Genomic DNA, 14,655 nt, shown 5'->3' on the forward strand with positions numbered 1-14,655 from the left:
GCCATGATCATGCCCGCGAGCACGAGCACGCCCACGATGACGCCCATGGCCACAGTCACGACCACGGCCACACGCATGGGCATGCGCATGGCTTCGCGGCTATCGCGAAAAGCTCCCTTGTGCATACGCTGCAGGTCGCGTTGTTCATATTCTTGGTTTCGCTTGCGCTCGAGGTCGTTATCGACGGCGTTGGCGAAGATGCGCTCGCTGCGTTCATCTCTGCCAATTCGAGCCTTTCGGTCGTGGTGTCGGCGATCGTGGGCCTTATTCCCAACTGCGCCGCGTCTGTCGTTATTACGGAGCTATATCTCGAGGGCGCCCTTTCCTCGGGGGCTATGCTCGCGGGCTTGCTGGTGAGCGCCGGCGTTGGCTTGCTCGTGCTGTTCCGCGCGAACCGTCCTATGCGCGAGAATTTCCTTATTGCCGCAGGTCTCATTGCGTGTGGCGCGGCGTTCGGCTTTGTTGTTGGCGCATTCGGAATTGTCCTGTAAGTTATTTATCGCCGAGCTTCGTCTTTCGGTGAAAATCATAGACAATCATTCGTGGGGCGTTTAGTATAATTCTTCGATTGATAAGTGCTCTCTGCGTTCGTTATTGCATGGGGGGGGGGTCGCGGCTGTTCACTGTGCACCATCAGTGCTTCAGCGCCTTTTCAGCATGTAAACAGAATCGTTTCAATGCGGGGGATTGTTTCGAATACTGAATCGCATGAGCGCGCTGCTTGCAATTAGGAAAGTCTATGCCGCCGCTGCTTGAGCAGGGCGCGGCATAGGGGGAGAAACAAGAGATTATGAAGGGAGGTCGGCTTCGTTGCGTGGCGAGACCGAATCCCAAGGAGTTCGTTTGAGCTCCGCTCAAAAAAGAATTCTAGGCTACATTTCAGCGGAAACGACGCTGTCCGATGGCGTGCGCTGCTCGAAAAAAGAGCTTGCTAAGCAGGCGGGCTGTAGCGTGCAAACCGTTGACAGGGCGATTTTCCGCTTGCGCAAGCTTGGCCTTGTCGAAGTCGAGGAATGCCATGCCGATTCCGGCGCGCAAATGGCGAACCTTTATCGCGCCAAACGCTAGCACCACCTGGACTTTTTGCCTATAATTCGGCTTAATTGAAGATTTGCCTGCCCTCATCCCCGGGCGAGGGGCGAAAATGGCACCTGCATCGTTTCGTTAGGGGTCGCTCTTTGGTGGGCGATAGAAACGCTGCAGGTGCCATTTTGCTCAAGGGCGAATTCGTTTTGCGTCGCCCGTGCGGCGCGCAGGAATAAGGAGGCAACACTATGGCGAAACTCGATGCTGGCATGACGCGAGAAGCGGCATTCGATTTGCTGCAGGAGCACAACAAAGACGCGTTCCATATTGAGCACGGCGAAACGGTTGAGGCGACCATGCGGTATTTCGCGCGTGAATTCGATCCCGAGAATGAAGAATTCTGGGGCATTGTTGGCCTTCTGCACGATCTTGACTGGGAAGAGCACGACGATGAGCCCGAGATGCACACGCTGTATGCCACGCCGCTCATCGAAGCTGCTGGAGGATCGCCCGAGCTCGTTCGCGCGATTCAGAGCCACACGAGCGATTTCAATCCCGACCTGCCCAAGCCGGAGCTGCAGATGGAGAAAATCCTGTTCGCGGCCGAGGAGCTCACGGGCCTCATTGGCGCGGCGGTCATTATGCGTCCCAGCAAGAGCGTGATGGACTTCGAGGTGAAATCGCTGAAGAAGAAGTTCAAGGACAAGCGTTTCGCCGCCGGTGTGAATCGCGATGTGATTCGCTCGGGCGCCGAGATGCTCGGTTGGGAGCTGGACGAGCTGTTCGACCGCACCATCAAGGCCATGCAGAGTTTCGCGCCCGATCGCGACACCTTCAAGCCTGCCGAATAACGAACAAGGCCGCCCCTGGGGCGGCCTTTCTGTTTCGCGGTTCTATTCTTCCACCGGTTGGCCCGAGAAATTGAGGCTTCCCGTGAGCGTGCGCGCTGCGGCTTCGTCGAAATCGTCTTTATCGAAGGCCTCGATCGTGCTGAAGGCGATGGCTTTCGTGCCGTCGAAAATGTCCCAGAAGCTTTGCGTGCTCACTTCGTGGGTATACGGGTTTTCCCAGGGGTGGCGCATGCGATTGTCGAAGTCGCTCACGCGCGTGGCGTTGTCGCGGTGCGACATGGATTTATAGAACGAGAATTGCCTGTTCAGAATGCGCGTTTCAATGGTATTGAGCGCGCTTTGCATAGTGCCATTCGGCGAATAGAACAAGCGCTGTGCTCGGCGGAAATCGTGCACGGCAGAAACGAACAGGTCGACGGGCGGGAATGCGCGGTACGCCTTCATCGCCACGAAGGCGTACATTTTCCCAATAGTTTGCAGGGTGCGCTCGCTCGCATGGAGCGTCTCTTCGAAGGGGCGGTAGGAGCGAATGGTGCGCCCCAGCTTGCTGAACAGCACCATCTCGTCGTATTCGCGTTCGATTTCGGCATGGACTTCGCTTTCCTGGCTGCGGTCGAGCCCGTCGACGCCCGCATCGCAAATGGCGTATTGCTGGCAATACACAAGCGGGTGCATGGCTCGGTCGAGCGAATAGTGGCACAAAAAGCCCAGCGCATAGGCGCGACCCACGGGCGCTTCGTCTTCCTCGAGCACCTGCAGGCTTTCCTTCAGCGCGGCAATGAGCTTGCTGGGGGTGTCGTGGTGCATGACGCTGCCCAGTCCGAAGAATTCCTTCATGTTCGGTGAAAGAACGAGGTAGAACAGCGGATCGGGGCCTTGGTTGCCCAGCAAGAACGCATCTTTCTCGTCGATCGATTTGCCGATGATGTGCGAATGCGCAGCATAGACGTCCTGGCCGAAGAAATCGTGGGTAAGAATTGCAGGCATGATGCCTCCCTTTCGGAAGTGTGGCGCGGGGCGTTTTACGGCGAATTGACGTTAAGCCGCCAATGCACGCGCCCCAGTGTAGGCCCCATGATATACAATCGTTCGAGCGTTTTTTCCGCAGCGTCCAGAACTTTACGCAAGTTGTTATTTTGGGCGTCCCTCCCACGAAAAAAAGGAAGCACGCATGTCCGCAATGAAACTGACGAAGCGCGAGAAGAGCTGGATTGTCTACGATGTTGGCAACTCGGCATTCGTGCTGCTGGCGTCGACCCTTATTCCCATTTACTTTTCGGCGATTGCCGACCCGGGCAGCTCTGTTGTGGTGGCCTGGGGCTATGCAACTACGGTGGCGTCGCTTTTGCTCGCGTTGCTCATGCCGTTTTTGGGCAGCATCGCCGACTTGAAGGGCAACAAGAAGCGCTTGCTCGTGGGCTCCATTGGCACGGGAGCCGTGCTGCTCGCATGCATGGGCGTTCCGGGCAACGCGATGGTGTTCTTGGTGATGTACGTGGTGGCGACCATCATGCTCAACGCGTCGCTCGTGTTCTACGACGCCTTCCTTATTGACGCGACCGATTCAGAAGACCGCTACGATGAGGTGTCTTCGCAAGGCTATGCGTGGGGCTACATTGGTTCGTGCGTGCCCTTCATCATCTGCCTCGTGCTTGTGCTGTTCGGCGAGAACTTCGGCCTCGGCCAACTTGACGCTATTCGCATTTCCTTTGTGATTACCGCTGTGTGGTGGGTTGTTTTCAGCATTCCCGTGCTGAAGAACGTGCACCAGACGCATTACAAGGAACGCACCGAGCACCTGTTCCGCGACGCGCTCGTGGGCCTGTGGGCCACGGCGAAGCGCATTTTCGCCGACAAGCGCGTGTTCATGTTCATGCTTGCGTTCTTCTTCTACATCGACGGCGTGCATACCATTATCACGATGTCGACGAGCTATGGCACCGATTTGGGCATCGGCTCAACCCAACTTGTGCTTGCGCTGTTGGTTACGCAATTCGTGGCGTTCCCCTCGGCCATCGCATATGGCCGCCTGGCGGGCAAAGTCGGCACGAAGCGCATGCTGCTTATCGCGATTTTCGCGTACTTCTGCATCACGTTGTTCGCGGCGTTTTTCCTGCGCTCCGCCACGGAATTCTGGGTTCTCGCTGTGTGCGTCGGTTTGTTCCAGGGCGGCATCCAGGCCCTTTCGCGCAGCGAGTTTGGCAAGCTCATCCCGAAGGAGCACGCCAACGAGTACTACGGCTTCTTCGATATTTTCGGCAAGTACGCAACGGTGCTTGGCACGCTGCTCGTGAGCGTGTTTACCCAGATTACCGGTAATTCCTCTATCGGCGTGCTCAGCATTGCCGTGCTGTTCATCGTCGGCTTCGTTCTTATGACGAAAGTTCCCGAGAAGTAGGGTCCACATCGCCCGCGCGACGCGTGCAACTTACGAAAACATAACGCTCGTTTAACAGGTGGGCGGCGGCTTAAGGCCGTCGCCCTTTTTCGTTATAGTATGGCCCCAGCACATTTCGGGCATCGCGAATGTGCGCGATGCGCCGTTTTTGAAAAAGGAGAGAGGTCATGGCTGAAGAGGCGAAGGATTCGGCAGCTGCGCATGCTGCCGAAATTGAGGCGCTCAAGCGTCAAATCGAAGAAATGAACAAGCGCCTCGAGGAGCTTTCCGCGGCCACGAGCGTGGAGGTGGCCGCCGAGGGCGCGTCTGCCGAGGACGATGCTTCTGCTTCGGCTGCTTCGGCTTCCGCCGCATCGGCCGAGGTCGCTGAACCCGCGATTCAAACGCAAGACAATACCGAGGAAGAGGGCGGCGCGGAAGCGGAAGGCGTCGTTGAGGAAAAAAGCGCTTGCTCATCCGGTCCCATTGAGGGCGCCAAGGAGGCCATTGAGGTCGAAGCGGTTCCCGCCCCTGCCCACAACGTGCCGGCTGCTGCGCCAGAGGCTCCCAGTGCTTTCCCGAACACCCCGCCGATTGAGAAGGTCGTCGACGACGACGGCAAGCCGGTCGATCCCGCCTATGTCGCGGCGGCCGTTGCTGATTTCATGCCTACGTCGCAGCCTCCCAAGCCGGCGCCTCCTGTTTTCAATGGCGTCCCTTACGGGCAGCAAGGTGCGGCGCCGCAGCAACCTGCCGGCCAGCCGCAGCAGCCCTACGCGCAGCCTGGTTATGCTGCTCAGCAGCCTTATGCTCAGCAGCCGGGCCAGGCGGCGTACTATTCGCAAAGCAATGGCTACTACGCGCCAGGCCAAGGCGCCTATCAAGTTCCCTATCAGCAGCCGCTCGTGCATACGAAAGACCATGTGGCTGCAGGCCTGCTCGCGATTTTCCTGGGCGTGTTCGGCGTGCATAAGTTCTATCTGGGCTATCACACCACGGGCTTCATTATGTTGGGCGTGACTATTTTGGGCAGCCTGCTCACGATCGGCATTGCGGCGGGCGTGGTATGGCTCATCGGCGTGATCGAGGGCATTATCTACCTCACGAAGAGCCAATCGGAATTCGAGCAGCTCTACGTATTCAACAAGCGCGAGATGTTCTAGAGGTGCGCCACCTCTTCGTATTCGAAAGAAAAAGCAGGACGGCCGTTGGGTCGTCCTGCTTTTTTGGGAGGGGCAATTGGGAGGTGCTTTTTTGGGCGCATGTATTCGCAGCTGCGGCCGCGAGTAAAGTTGGCTTACGCGTCGATGTCCTCGGAAGCGTACATGCCTGCCATGCGTCCGCCGTTATAAGCGCACATGAGAGAGAAGCCCTCGTAGTCGCAATAGGGCGCGCTCATCAGAGTGCCGTTGTCGGCGCCGGCAACGTAGAGGCCCTTGATGGCCTTGCCCTTGTTGTCGATGGCCTGCATACGGTCGTTTGTACGAATGCCGCCGATGGTTACCCAAGCGCTGGGCTCGTACTGAAGGGCATAGAACGGCGCGGTGGCAACGGATTGCAGGAAGCATGCGGGCTTGTAGAACTGCTCGTCTTTGCCGTCGGCGCAGTAGTCGTTGTACTCGTCCACGGTTTCGACGAGATCAGGCGCGTCGATTGCGTTGGCAAGCTCCTCAATGCTGTCTGCCTTAAACGCCCAGCCTGCCGCCACGGCGGCGTCGATATTTTCCTGAACCTTTTCGAGGCTCTTTCCTTTCAGGGTCATAGAGCCGGTGCGCCAGTTTTCAGCATCAGATCCGCATAGAGTCCATGCGTCGGTTCCTGCATTCAGGCCATCAACGTAAGTCTGGTCGACAATGGCGTAATATTGGCCACCGACCAGCGAAATTGCGCCGCCGAGTGCCAACGGCAAATTGGCGAAGCGGCCTTCGTTGGCGAAGCGGCGGCCCTGGTTATTCACCAGCATGGTGCCATAAATGCCAATGGAGAAGGCGGCGTTGTTTTTGCCCCACACGCCGTCGGCGTTTTGGTTAGAGCCCGAGAATTCGTTGCCGGCAATGCCCCACTGCGTGGACAGCTGGCCGCCCGCGGCGGTAACCATGTCGATGCCCTCGCCGATAGACAGCACGTTGCCCAAGGGGTTCACGTGCGTGCCGAGCTGCTTCTGCATCATTTCGTCGTTGCCAAGGAATCCGCCGGTGCATACGATGACGGCCGGGGCCTTCACGTCGATGACCTTCTTGTCCTGCTCGCATTGCACGCCGACGCAGGCGCCTTCCTCCATGAGCAGCGTTTTGCCCGTGGTGCTGAACACGAACTGGGCGCCGTTGGCCTCGCACCATTGCTGCAGCGGCCCCATGCGATTCACGCCCTTCTGCTGAGTTTTGGAATCTTTCGGGTCGGCCTGGAAGTTGCAGCGAACCGACTTGTGGCCGGCGCCGTAGTTATCGGGGCGAAGGCCGGTGGGAACGCCGAAATCGTCGGTGAACTGGTCGACGGTGGAGCCGGAGAGTTCGACTGCCTTTTTGATAGCGCCGCCGTTGGTTGCCCAGTGGGCATATTCCATAATGTGGCAGAAGGCCTCCTCGACGCCGAAATCGATGCCGGCTGCCTGCTGGAGTTTCGATCCCACCATGAATGGACCGCCCGCTATTGAGCCATTGGATACGCCGACGTCTTGGCCTTTCTCGATCACGATGGCTTTTTTGCCAGCGCGGCACGCTTCGACGGCCGCCCACATGCCGGCGCCGCCCGCACCAACGATGGCAATGTCGCATTCCATGGTCTCGTCGGCGGTTTTAATCTCGGCGGCTTTGGCGTCGTCTTTCGATGCCTTGCCTTCCGACTTTGTTGGGGCACAGCCTGCAAGGGCGGCGCCCCCAGCGACGGCGGCCAGCGAACCCAACGCCAAGAAGTTTCGGCGGCTCATTCCTTTAGTGCTCATTGTTCCCTCCTCAATGGTATAAGGCGCGCGTTCTTCCGAACGCGGGGCGACCCTTTCGCCCGAGCCGTTTGCGCGTGGTGCGCTTGGCTCCGCCTTCGATGGGTTCATCATTGCGCCGCTGCCTTGCTCTGTCGCGGGTGAAGCGTGCGCGCAAAGGGGTGAATTCATACTCACCCCTCATCACCCCTTTAGCGACCTGGAAGAATGCATATGCGAAAGAAGCATTGCATTTTGGGTATAATGCCGTGTGAAGTGGGTGCCGTGCAGTCGAGCGGCTTTTTGGGAGGGCCATGTCGAAAAACCAAACGATGTCGCAGGGCGCGCGCTCGGCGGAAAACGTGCGTTTAGCGGGAGGCGTGCAGGACGCGCAAACGCTTGGCAAGTTCGATTCCGTCAGCGTCGATGCATCGGACGATTCCGCCGTATCGACCGCGCTTCATCCTCTGCGCTTGCTCGGAATGGGCTTTTTTGTGGCATGGCTGTGCTGCGTTCACATTCCGTCTATTTTTTGCGGTGAGTCTACCGTGCTGCGAAATGCGGCGTCTATGGGTATGCGCGTGGGCGATATTGGCATGTTTGTGATCATGGCGCTGATCGCTTCGCGCTTGGGTCCGTTGAGCTCGCAGCGCGCGATGGGCAACGTGCTCGTTGCTGCGACGACCGCGCTTACGGCGGTGCTCGGTTATGTACTTGTGCCGGGTGATGCGAATGCGACTCTCGTTTTCGTCGCGGGCATAGCTTCGGCACTCGGTGGCGCTTATTTGTTCTGCCTGTGGGCGGAAATCTATTGTCAGCTTGGCACCATGCAGATGGTGGTGTATGGCGGCGGGTCATGCGTCGCTGCATGGGCTACATATTGCCTAATTTCTACCATGACCCATAATTACTCAGTTGCGGCAACCGCGCTTTTGCCGATGCTGTCACTTGCGTGCGCGTGGGCGAGTTTTCGCATCGTTGCTCCCGAGCGGCCCGTGCCTTGCGTCGCTGTGGAGTTTCGTATTCCCTGGAGAATCGTGGGCATTATGGCTCTTGCGGGGCTCGCATCAGGAATTTCGGGCCTTTTCGCGAATATAGACGAGGGCATGGGCGCGATTCATCGCATTTGGGCGACGGCTGTGGCGGGCGGTGCGCTTATGTATGCCGCGTTCCATGGAGAAAAATCATTCGACCTGCGCAAGCTGGCGCAGGTGTGCCTGATTGCGGCAATTGCGGCATACGCTTTTACGCCGCTTGCGTTTGCGGGGCTTGGGGCGGTGGTTTCGTTCCTTGCGAAATTCGCGTACGTGTGGTTTACCGTGTTTGCGCTCGCGATGCTCGCGAATGTGGCGTTTCGTTTTGAGATTCCCAGCTTGCGCATGTTCGCCATCGCGCGCGCAAGCAGCGAGGGGGCTATTTTAGTAGGCGTTCTTGTTCGCGATGGACTGCGCGCGCTTGGTGTGGTGCCCGATGCGTTCGCGTTGTCAGCTGTGGCGGGCGTGGGACTTTTGCTCGTTGGCGTGAGCGTGCTGGTTTGGCGCAGTGAGGAATCGGTGAACGCTGACTGGGGCGCTGCGGGCATCGATTTGGAAAGCGGCCAGCGCGCCGTTGGGCAACGCGAACGGCTGCTTGCGCGCTGCTCGGTGCTGCGCGAGCAATTCGGCCTTACCGAGCGAGAGACTGAACTCCTTGCACTTATTGCTCAGGGCAAGACGCGCGCTGAAATTGAGCGTGAGCTGTTCTTGTCTCAGAATACGGTGAAAACGCACGCTCGCCATTTGTATGCGAAGCTTGGCGTTCATTCTAAGGATGAAGTGCAAAGGCTCGTTGTCTAATGGCCTATTGGCGGCTTTGATATCCGCAGATCAAAGGGCTAGTTGGGTAAAACGTCGAATGACATGCCGAATGCGGCGGCCGCTGCAAGCACTGCGATGATTGCAACGAAGGCGATAAGAAGGGCGCGTTTGCCAGCGCTCTTCTTTTTTTGGCCTTCGGCGTAATGGACCGATTCCGCAGAGGCGGGCTTGGTGCCATTAATGGGTGCGGGGGCGATGAACTCGGTAATGTCGGGGCTTTTCGCCTCAAAAGGCGTGGGGTCGCAGAATTGAGCGGGGTTGGCATCGGGATAGAGAGCTGCAAGCGCGGCGATTTCGTCAGATTTTTCCTGTTCGAGGGCCGCTTTTTCGGCGCCGAATCCGGGGAGTATCGTCGTTTTGTCCGACGGCGCGGCAGGGGGAATCACGGTCGTCTTGCTGGACGATGTGACAAGGGGAATTACTGTTGTCTCGTTGGAGGAGCTGGTCGGGGCGTCGAGCTCGGCTGAGTTCGAGCCCTGAGCTTCTTCAATCTCGTCGTGATCGTTTTCGTCGGCGGATTCCGATATGCCGCGTGCTTGCTCGCTGGATTGGTCTTCCGCTGATGTTTCGTCTGGGCCGCTTTCGTTGGTCGCCGCGAACGCGTCGTGGGCATCTTCGATGGGGCCGTCTTCAATGGCAAGCTCTGGTGTGGCGGGGTTTTTCTCGCTGGAGCTGGTTGTGGGGGCCTCTTGAATTTCGATGCCGAATCCTTCTTCGATGCTTCCGCTGTTGGCGGCAACGATATTTTCTGCATTGTCGGCGGGTTCGACTTTCTTTCCGCACATGAAGCAGAATCGTGCTTCATCGGGGAGTTTTGTGCCGCAATAAACGCAAAACATCGCATAACTCCTTCGCAATGAATTTTCTAGGCCCATGGGTCCTTTCGTGAATGAGCCCATTGTAGTGCGCTCGACTTTCGCTCGCTGAAAAGTCGCGAAAAGCGCAGCGACGAAAAGAGGGAGAGCCCCCTGTTTAGTCGCAGTTGTCGTTGTGGGTCTATTTGCGCGTGATAAATAGGGCGAGCCTATGGATAAAGGCGAATTCGTCTCGCTTTGCGATTGGAAGGGCACATTTGGTGCACGTGCTGCGACCTTCGACTATATTAAGGACATGTCGTTATGCGTCGCTGATGGGGCGGCGTTTTGGAATGGAGGAAGCATGCTGAGTGATTCCGAAAAAGCTCTCGCGGAAATGATGGCCGCGCAATTCATGGACAAGGGTGACGCTGCTGCCGTTGAACCCGCGGAAGGCACGGTGAAGATCACGTTCTTCGAAAAGGGCAACACCGTCGATAGCTCCATTGAGGGCATTGCTTCGCGCATGCAGTTCGATGGCTGTTTCGCGATTGACGAATATATGATTCAGCGTAAAGACGGCACACCGGTCGACGCTGGCTTTGGCGCCGACTTCAACGACGCGGGCGGTCCGGTGGCGTCGTGGGTATGGTTCTCGCGCCCCGTGAACGGTCCAGTGAGGGCGAAATTCGAAGAGCGTTTCAATGGCACGTTCGACGAAGAGGGCCTGCGCATGGACATTCCTACGGATGATTTCCTCGCTTTCGCCGATTCGGGGGCATGGAACGCATTCGCGGTGGAAGACGACGAAGACGATCAGGTTTTGTTCGAATAAACGCAGCCTTCTCGTTGAATAAGGCTTAAAAAGCCCGGGATGAAGATTCGTTCCGGGCTTTTTGCGTTCGAGATGCAGCTCGATGGAGCGCATGACGAAATGCAGGTTTGGCGTTGGGGCGCGGCTTAATGCTGACGCGGAGCTTTTGTATCTGCGACGCGGTTTGGCGCGCGCGTCCTTCGTAGCTTATTTTGCTTGCAACCGCTTTGCTTTGCGGCGTTTATGGATAAGGGCGCCCGCCAGCACGACAAACGCGGCGAAGCAGGCCAGCGCAGCAGCAGCTACGTAAGGGAACACGGCCCGATAACCGATTTTTCCTTCCTTGGGATTCGCGATAATCTGAAATGTCGCGTGCGTGTCGCCAGCGCAATTGCCGATGCCCTTCACCATGAGCGTCGCTGTGCCTTCGTTCACGTTTTCGGAATAAGACACCTCGTAATCGACGCCCTTTACAAGGGTGCACCCGTCGAGCTTCACGACGGGGTCGGGCTCAATGGGATAGCTTGTGCGTACATGGTCGGGAATCATGTCGATGGTTGCGTTCGCCAAGTCGGCCGGAAGAATCACGAAACCCGTTTCCACGATGCCTGTATAGTCGCCTGCGCCGGTGATGGTTACGTGCACGGTGCCGGGATTGACCAGGTCGCCATCGAATTGCACGTTGAAATCGACGCCCTCGCGAAGTGACGTCTCGGTTTTCTTGCCGTCTTTGACCGAGTCAATGCGCAGGGTGACTGTGGGGCGCTTTTCGGTGCCGTCATACATCATATCTTGCAGGCCCTGAACGCGGGCAGTGGCGATATCGGTCGCTTCGAGGGCTTCGAGGGTCTTTTTCGCCTGGTCGTATGTTGAAAGTGCGGGGCCAAGCTCTCCGCGTATAGAATCGGCGGCGGCGGAGATGGCGTTGCGGGAAGTTGTGGCGTCATCGCCTTTGGCGTCGTCGGCGAAGGCCGCGGGGGTGAACATGGTGGTGCTCAACACGAGCGCGCATGCGGCACCGGCAAGGGCGCGGGCGGGTTGTGGCATGGTCACCTCCTTAGGAATTCTGCAAGTATTCAGTGCGATTGATTATAGCCTGCCTATGAGAGTTCATCATGGTAAGCTGTGCGGGTATCACGAGAAGTTCCAAGGGGGAATGGCATGCATACATTCAATACGCGCGGCACGTGCTCGCGCCAAATCAATTTCGACATCGTCGACGGCAACGTTCACAACGTGAGCTTCGTCGGCGGCTGCGACGGCAATCTGAAAGCTATCTCGAAGCTCATCGAGGGCAAGCCTGTCGATTGGGTCGTTTCTGTTCTTGAGGGCAATACCTGCGGTCGTCGCACCACGAGCTGCGCCGATCAGCTGACACAGGCCTTGAAGGCTGCCGAAGCGGGCGAAATCTAACCGGAACGCATTCGTCGTTTCATCAAAGGAGGGGAGTGGGCACCGGGCTCGCTCCCCTCCTTCCTTTTCCGTGCCTGTTAAACGCTACGAGCATTTAACAGGTCGCAAGTTACGATGTGCGCCACTTCCGCGATTAGAGCGTTGAGAAGGCTGTGAAGTTTTTCAGGCGCACGTCGGCGAGGGCTTGGCATGCTTCGGCGTCGCTCGCGCTGGCCGGTTCGTCGATGAGCATCACGGGGAAGGCAGCCGCATGCGCCGTTTCGATGGCGTGCAGCGAATCTTCGAACACAAACGTGGTTTCGCGTGGGGTGCCGAGATGCGAAAGCGCCAACTCGAAAATGTCGGGTTCGGTTTTGCTTGCGCCCACTTCGGTGCAGGTGAACAGCGCCGAGAAATATTTAAGAATGTCGAGCCTTTCGAGGGCTGCAAGTGCGCAGTCGCGACGCGTGGCGGTTGCGACGCACATGGCGACGCCCGCTGCGCGCATCGCCTCAAGCATATCGATGACGCCTGGCTTGCATTGGATGCAATCTCGGTAGGCGAATTCAATGCCGCCCATCACGCCCGTGCATATTTCTTCAATCGACTGCTCCAGGCCGTAAGTTTCCTTCATGTAATGCGCCGATCCCTCCATGGTAAGGCGCTTGAAGTGGTAGCGAATGTTGGGTTCGGGCGTTTTGCCGAGTGAACGAAGATAACGCTCGCCCAAGTCGTCCCACCAAGGCATGGAATCGAGCAGGGTTCCGTCCAGATCGAAAATCGCGCCATGGACGCACTGTGGAGCGCTCGGCCACACGATGCCGTGCGCTGTTTCTATGGCAGTTTCTTCCGCAAGTTGGTCTGCTGCCGCTGGCGTGTTTGCCCCAATGAAGTCAAGGGTAGGAATGCTGCCCAAGTTCGCTCCTTACATAATGGACGTAGCCGCAATAACAATAAAGCAGGTGAGCAGGCCCGATACCGCAATGGCCACGCCGCTCATGGCTCCTTCGAGTTTGCCCATTTCCAGGGCCTTCGCCGTGCCTACCGCGTGGCTGCACGTGCCAATGGCCACGCCCTGGGCCACTTTGTTCTTGATGTGGAACAAATTGGCCAGCATAGGCGAGAAGATGGCGCCCATAACGCCCGTGGTCATGACGGCCGCCATGGTGATAGACGCCGTTCCGCCCAGCTCTCCGGTCACGGCAAGCGCGATGGGAGCGGTGGTCGATTTCGGCAGTGTGGAAAGCGCCACTTGGTCGCCCAGGCCGAACAGCTCGCACAGTCCGTATGCGCTCACCATGGAAACGGTGGATCCTACCAAGCATCCTATGAAAATCGGCAGGAAATTGCTCTGCAGGATTTTGCGTTGCTGGTAAATGGAGAACGCCAACACAGCAGTGGCGGGGCCGAGCATGGACGAAATGAGCGTTGCTCCCTTTTCGTACGAATCGAGGGGGATGTTGAATACGGTAAGGCCGATCATGATGATGGCCACCGTGACGAGCAGGGGGTTGAGGAGCGGGGAATTCGTTTTGCGGTTAAGCCACACGGCGAACGCGAACACGCCAATGCTCAGCGCCAGGCTTCCGCCTGCTTCAAGAATTGATGCGAAATCCATGGCTATTCTCCTTCGGTCTCGGTTGTGAACACGCCACGCAGATGGACATCTTTGCCGGCACGTTTGCCCGCGATGTATTTCTGCAAGCGTCCAACAAGAATAACCGTGAGCGCCGTGGAGAGGAACACGAGCACGGTGGTGATGATGCATACGAGTGCGAACCAGCCGATGCGGTCGCCGATCATGGGGAGGCATCGCAGAATCGTGACGCCCGCGGGAATGAAGAACACGGGCATGTATTTCAGCAGGAAGCTCGAAACGAGTTCGATTTTGCTCTCGTCGATCATGCCTGAGATAAGCAGCGAGAGCAGAATACCCATGCTGCAGATGTTCGCAGGAACCTCGACGGGCAAATGGACCGAAACCGCTTCGCCGATGTAGCAAACGCCGGCAAGGAAGGCCAGCTGAATGAAGAAAAGCGTAAGTCGCTTGCTGTGGAATTTGATGCGTTCTCGCATGGGTGGGTCATCTCCAGGCTTTCGGTAAAAGGGGTCGTCATCGTACACCCGCATGGAGCTGCTCCTGGAAATGTGAAAAAACGTCCATGGCACTTTGGCAGCATCTTCACGATTTCCTATTTGGGCAGAGGGTTTCGAATTTTACTTTTGACCTGCGCTTTGCTTTGTTTTTACGTTCATTCGGCATGATGATTTCAGTAAATCGGGCTTTTCCTGCACTCGCGGAAAGGGTCGCGAACCCTTTGTTGCGGACGAGTGGTGCGGGGTTTTTCTTGGGTGCGCGGAAAGGGGTCTGTCATGGAGCTCGCGATTTTGCTTGTGGCGCTCGTGGTAACGCTTGCCGTGTGCTTCGCGGCGCTTCGTTTGCTTGCCTATGAATTTGATTGCGTGTGCGGTCTGAGCGCCAATGGCCGTCAGCGTGCGCAGCGCGTACGTCAGGAACTGGTTGATTTGAGCTGACGAGCTGTTCGACCCGGGCTAATGAATTTGTCGGATCAGACTGACCAGGTCGACAGAGCCGACGGGTTGGCGGGACTGCGGCTGGCCTGTCCC

General features: G+C 57.6%; 16 protein-coding genes. 9 read left to right on the plus strand and 7 right to left on the minus strand.

What is annotated here, in order from left to right:
* From ACWI8T_RS00540 to ACWI8T_RS00550, 3 genes are all read left to right on the plus strand, one after another.
* Window positions 1-491 (plus strand): putative manganese transporter (locus tag ACWI8T_RS00540; protein ID WP_449137545.1); only part of this gene is annotated, 491 nt, incomplete at its 5' end.
* A gap of 319 nt (window positions 492-810) precedes the next feature.
* Window positions 811-1,068, plus strand: a complete 258-nt coding sequence (locus ACWI8T_RS00545) for a hypothetical protein (protein ID WP_449137546.1) — start codon at window positions 811-813, stop codon at window positions 1,066-1,068.
* A gap of 206 nt (window positions 1,069-1,274) precedes the next feature.
* Window positions 1,275-1,877 (plus strand): HD family phosphohydrolase, encoded by a 603-nt coding sequence (locus ACWI8T_RS00550; RefSeq protein WP_449137547.1) that lies wholly within the window; start codon window positions 1,275-1,277, stop codon window positions 1,875-1,877.
* Window positions 1,878-1,919: 42 nt separating this feature from the next.
* Here the strand turns inward: ACWI8T_RS00550 and ACWI8T_RS00555 are convergent, their stop codons facing one another.
* Complete coding sequence (locus ACWI8T_RS00555; protein WP_449137548.1) at window positions 1,920-2,864, minus strand: peptidase; 945 nt, start codon at window positions 2,862-2,864, stop codon at window positions 1,920-1,922.
* A gap of 184 nt (window positions 2,865-3,048) precedes the next feature.
* Here ACWI8T_RS00555 and ACWI8T_RS00560 point away from each other — a divergent pair, with 184 nt between their 5' ends.
* Together ACWI8T_RS00560 and ACWI8T_RS00565 are read left to right on the plus strand one after the other, a co-directional pair.
* A complete protein-coding gene (locus ACWI8T_RS00560) occupies window positions 3,049-4,275 on the plus strand; it encodes an MFS transporter (RefSeq protein WP_449137549.1) in 1,227 nt (408 codons plus the stop codon).
* Between the two features lie 167 nt (window positions 4,276-4,442).
* Entirely contained in the window at window positions 4,443-5,417 is a 975-nt protein-coding gene (locus ACWI8T_RS00565) for an NINE protein (RefSeq protein WP_449137550.1), read from the plus strand.
* Between the two features lie 134 nt (window positions 5,418-5,551).
* On the opposite strand, the gene ACWI8T_RS00570 is transcribed toward ACWI8T_RS00565, so the two are convergent.
* On the minus strand, window positions 5,552-7,195 hold the full coding sequence (locus tag ACWI8T_RS00570) for an FAD-binding protein (protein WP_449137551.1): 1,644 nt from the start codon (window positions 7,193-7,195) through the stop codon (window positions 5,552-5,554).
* Window positions 7,196-7,485: 290 nt separating this feature from the next.
* On the opposite strand from ACWI8T_RS00570, the gene ACWI8T_RS00575 reads away from it, so the two are divergent.
* The gene (locus ACWI8T_RS00575) at window positions 7,486-9,006 is read left to right on the plus strand and encodes a response regulator transcription factor (protein WP_449137552.1); all 1,521 of its coding nucleotides are present in this window, start codon (window positions 7,486-7,488) and stop codon (window positions 9,004-9,006) included.
* 38 nt (window positions 9,007-9,044) lie between these two features.
* Here ACWI8T_RS00575 and ACWI8T_RS00580 read toward each other — a convergent pair whose 3' ends face one another.
* Window positions 9,045-9,866, minus strand: coding sequence for a zinc ribbon domain-containing protein (locus tag ACWI8T_RS00580; RefSeq protein ID WP_449137553.1), 822 nt, complete (start codon window positions 9,864-9,866; stop codon window positions 9,045-9,047).
* Window positions 9,867-10,053: 187 nt separating this feature from the next.
* On the opposite strand from ACWI8T_RS00580, the gene ACWI8T_RS00585 reads away from it, so the two are divergent.
* A complete protein-coding gene (locus tag ACWI8T_RS00585; RefSeq protein WP_287538147.1) occupies window positions 10,054-10,656 on the plus strand; it encodes a hypothetical protein in 603 nt (200 codons plus the stop codon).
* 186 nt (window positions 10,657-10,842) lie between these two features.
* Here the strand turns inward: ACWI8T_RS00585 and ACWI8T_RS00590 are convergent, their stop codons facing one another.
* Window positions 10,843-11,682: a hypothetical protein gene (locus ACWI8T_RS00590; RefSeq protein WP_449137554.1), complete on the minus strand. Its 840-nt coding sequence runs from the start codon at window positions 11,680-11,682 to the stop codon at window positions 10,843-10,845.
* A gap of 114 nt (window positions 11,683-11,796) precedes the next feature.
* Here ACWI8T_RS00590 and ACWI8T_RS00595 point away from each other — a divergent pair, with 114 nt between their 5' ends.
* The gene (locus ACWI8T_RS00595; protein WP_114615330.1) at window positions 11,797-12,048 is read left to right on the plus strand and encodes a TIGR03905 family TSCPD domain-containing protein; all 252 of its coding nucleotides are present in this window, start codon (window positions 11,797-11,799) and stop codon (window positions 12,046-12,048) included.
* Window positions 12,049-12,181: 133 nt separating this feature from the next.
* On the opposite strand, the gene ACWI8T_RS00600 is transcribed toward ACWI8T_RS00595, so the two are convergent.
* Genes ACWI8T_RS00600 through ACWI8T_RS00610 form a run of 3 tightly spaced genes read right to left on the minus strand, consistent with a single transcriptional unit; the run spans window position 12,182 to window position 14,103 of the window.
* The gene (locus tag ACWI8T_RS00600; protein ID WP_449137555.1) at window positions 12,182-12,943 is read right to left on the minus strand and encodes an HAD family hydrolase; all 762 of its coding nucleotides are present in this window, start codon (window positions 12,941-12,943) and stop codon (window positions 12,182-12,184) included.
* A 9-nt stretch (window positions 12,944-12,952) separates the two neighbouring features.
* A complete protein-coding gene (locus tag ACWI8T_RS00605; protein ID WP_123219523.1) occupies window positions 12,953-13,645 on the minus strand; it encodes an LrgB family protein in 693 nt (230 codons plus the stop codon).
* A gap of 2 nt (window positions 13,646-13,647) precedes the next feature.
* On the minus strand, window positions 13,648-14,103 hold the full coding sequence (locus ACWI8T_RS00610; RefSeq protein WP_181861884.1) for a CidA/LrgA family protein: 456 nt from the start codon (window positions 14,101-14,103) through the stop codon (window positions 13,648-13,650).
* A gap of 297 nt (window positions 14,104-14,400) precedes the next feature.
* Here ACWI8T_RS00610 and ACWI8T_RS00615 point away from each other — a divergent pair, with 297 nt between their 5' ends.
* Entirely contained in the window at window positions 14,401-14,562 is a 162-nt protein-coding gene (locus ACWI8T_RS00615) for a hypothetical protein (RefSeq protein ID WP_287538142.1), read from the plus strand.
* The last annotated feature ends 93 nt before the right edge of the window (window positions 14,563-14,655 follow it).

This window comes from Slackia sp. (assembly GCF_977041755.1).

Excerpts from the sequence above, each read along its gene's own strand:
- ACWI8T_RS00550 (WP_449137547.1), top strand. The coding sequence starts at position 1,275 with ATGGCGAAACTCGATGCTGGCATGACGCGAGAAGCGGCATTCGATTTG.
- ACWI8T_RS00555 (WP_449137548.1), bottom strand. The coding sequence starts at position 2,864 with ATGCCTGCAATTCTTACCCACGATTTCTTCGGCCAGGACGTCTATGCT.
- ACWI8T_RS00560 (WP_449137549.1), top strand. The coding sequence starts at position 3,049 with ATGTCCGCAATGAAACTGACGAAGCGCGAGAAGAGCTGGATTGTCTAC.
- ACWI8T_RS00565 (WP_449137550.1), top strand. The coding sequence starts at position 4,443 with ATGGCTGAAGAGGCGAAGGATTCGGCAGCTGCGCATGCTGCCGAAATT.
- ACWI8T_RS00570 (WP_449137551.1), bottom strand. The coding sequence starts at position 7,195 with ATGAGCACTAAAGGAATGAGCCGCCGAAACTTCTTGGCGTTGGGTTCG.
- ACWI8T_RS00575 (WP_449137552.1), top strand. The coding sequence starts at position 7,486 with ATGTCGAAAAACCAAACGATGTCGCAGGGCGCGCGCTCGGCGGAAAAC.
- ACWI8T_RS00580 (WP_449137553.1), bottom strand. The coding sequence starts at position 9,866 with ATGTTTTGCGTTTATTGCGGCACAAAACTCCCCGATGAAGCACGATTC.
- ACWI8T_RS00585 (WP_287538147.1), top strand. The coding sequence starts at position 10,054 with ATGGATAAAGGCGAATTCGTCTCGCTTTGCGATTGGAAGGGCACATTT.
- ACWI8T_RS00590 (WP_449137554.1), bottom strand. The coding sequence starts at position 11,682 with ATGCCACAACCCGCCCGCGCCCTTGCCGGTGCCGCATGCGCGCTCGTG.
- ACWI8T_RS00595 (WP_114615330.1), top strand. The coding sequence starts at position 11,797 with ATGCATACATTCAATACGCGCGGCACGTGCTCGCGCCAAATCAATTTC.
- ACWI8T_RS00605 (WP_123219523.1), bottom strand. The coding sequence starts at position 13,645 with ATGGATTTCGCATCAATTCTTGAAGCAGGCGGAAGCCTGGCGCTGAGC.
- ACWI8T_RS00610 (WP_181861884.1), bottom strand. The coding sequence starts at position 14,103 with ATGCGAGAACGCATCAAATTCCACAGCAAGCGACTTACGCTTTTCTTC.
- ACWI8T_RS00615 (WP_287538142.1), top strand. The coding sequence starts at position 14,401 with ATGGAGCTCGCGATTTTGCTTGTGGCGCTCGTGGTAACGCTTGCCGTG.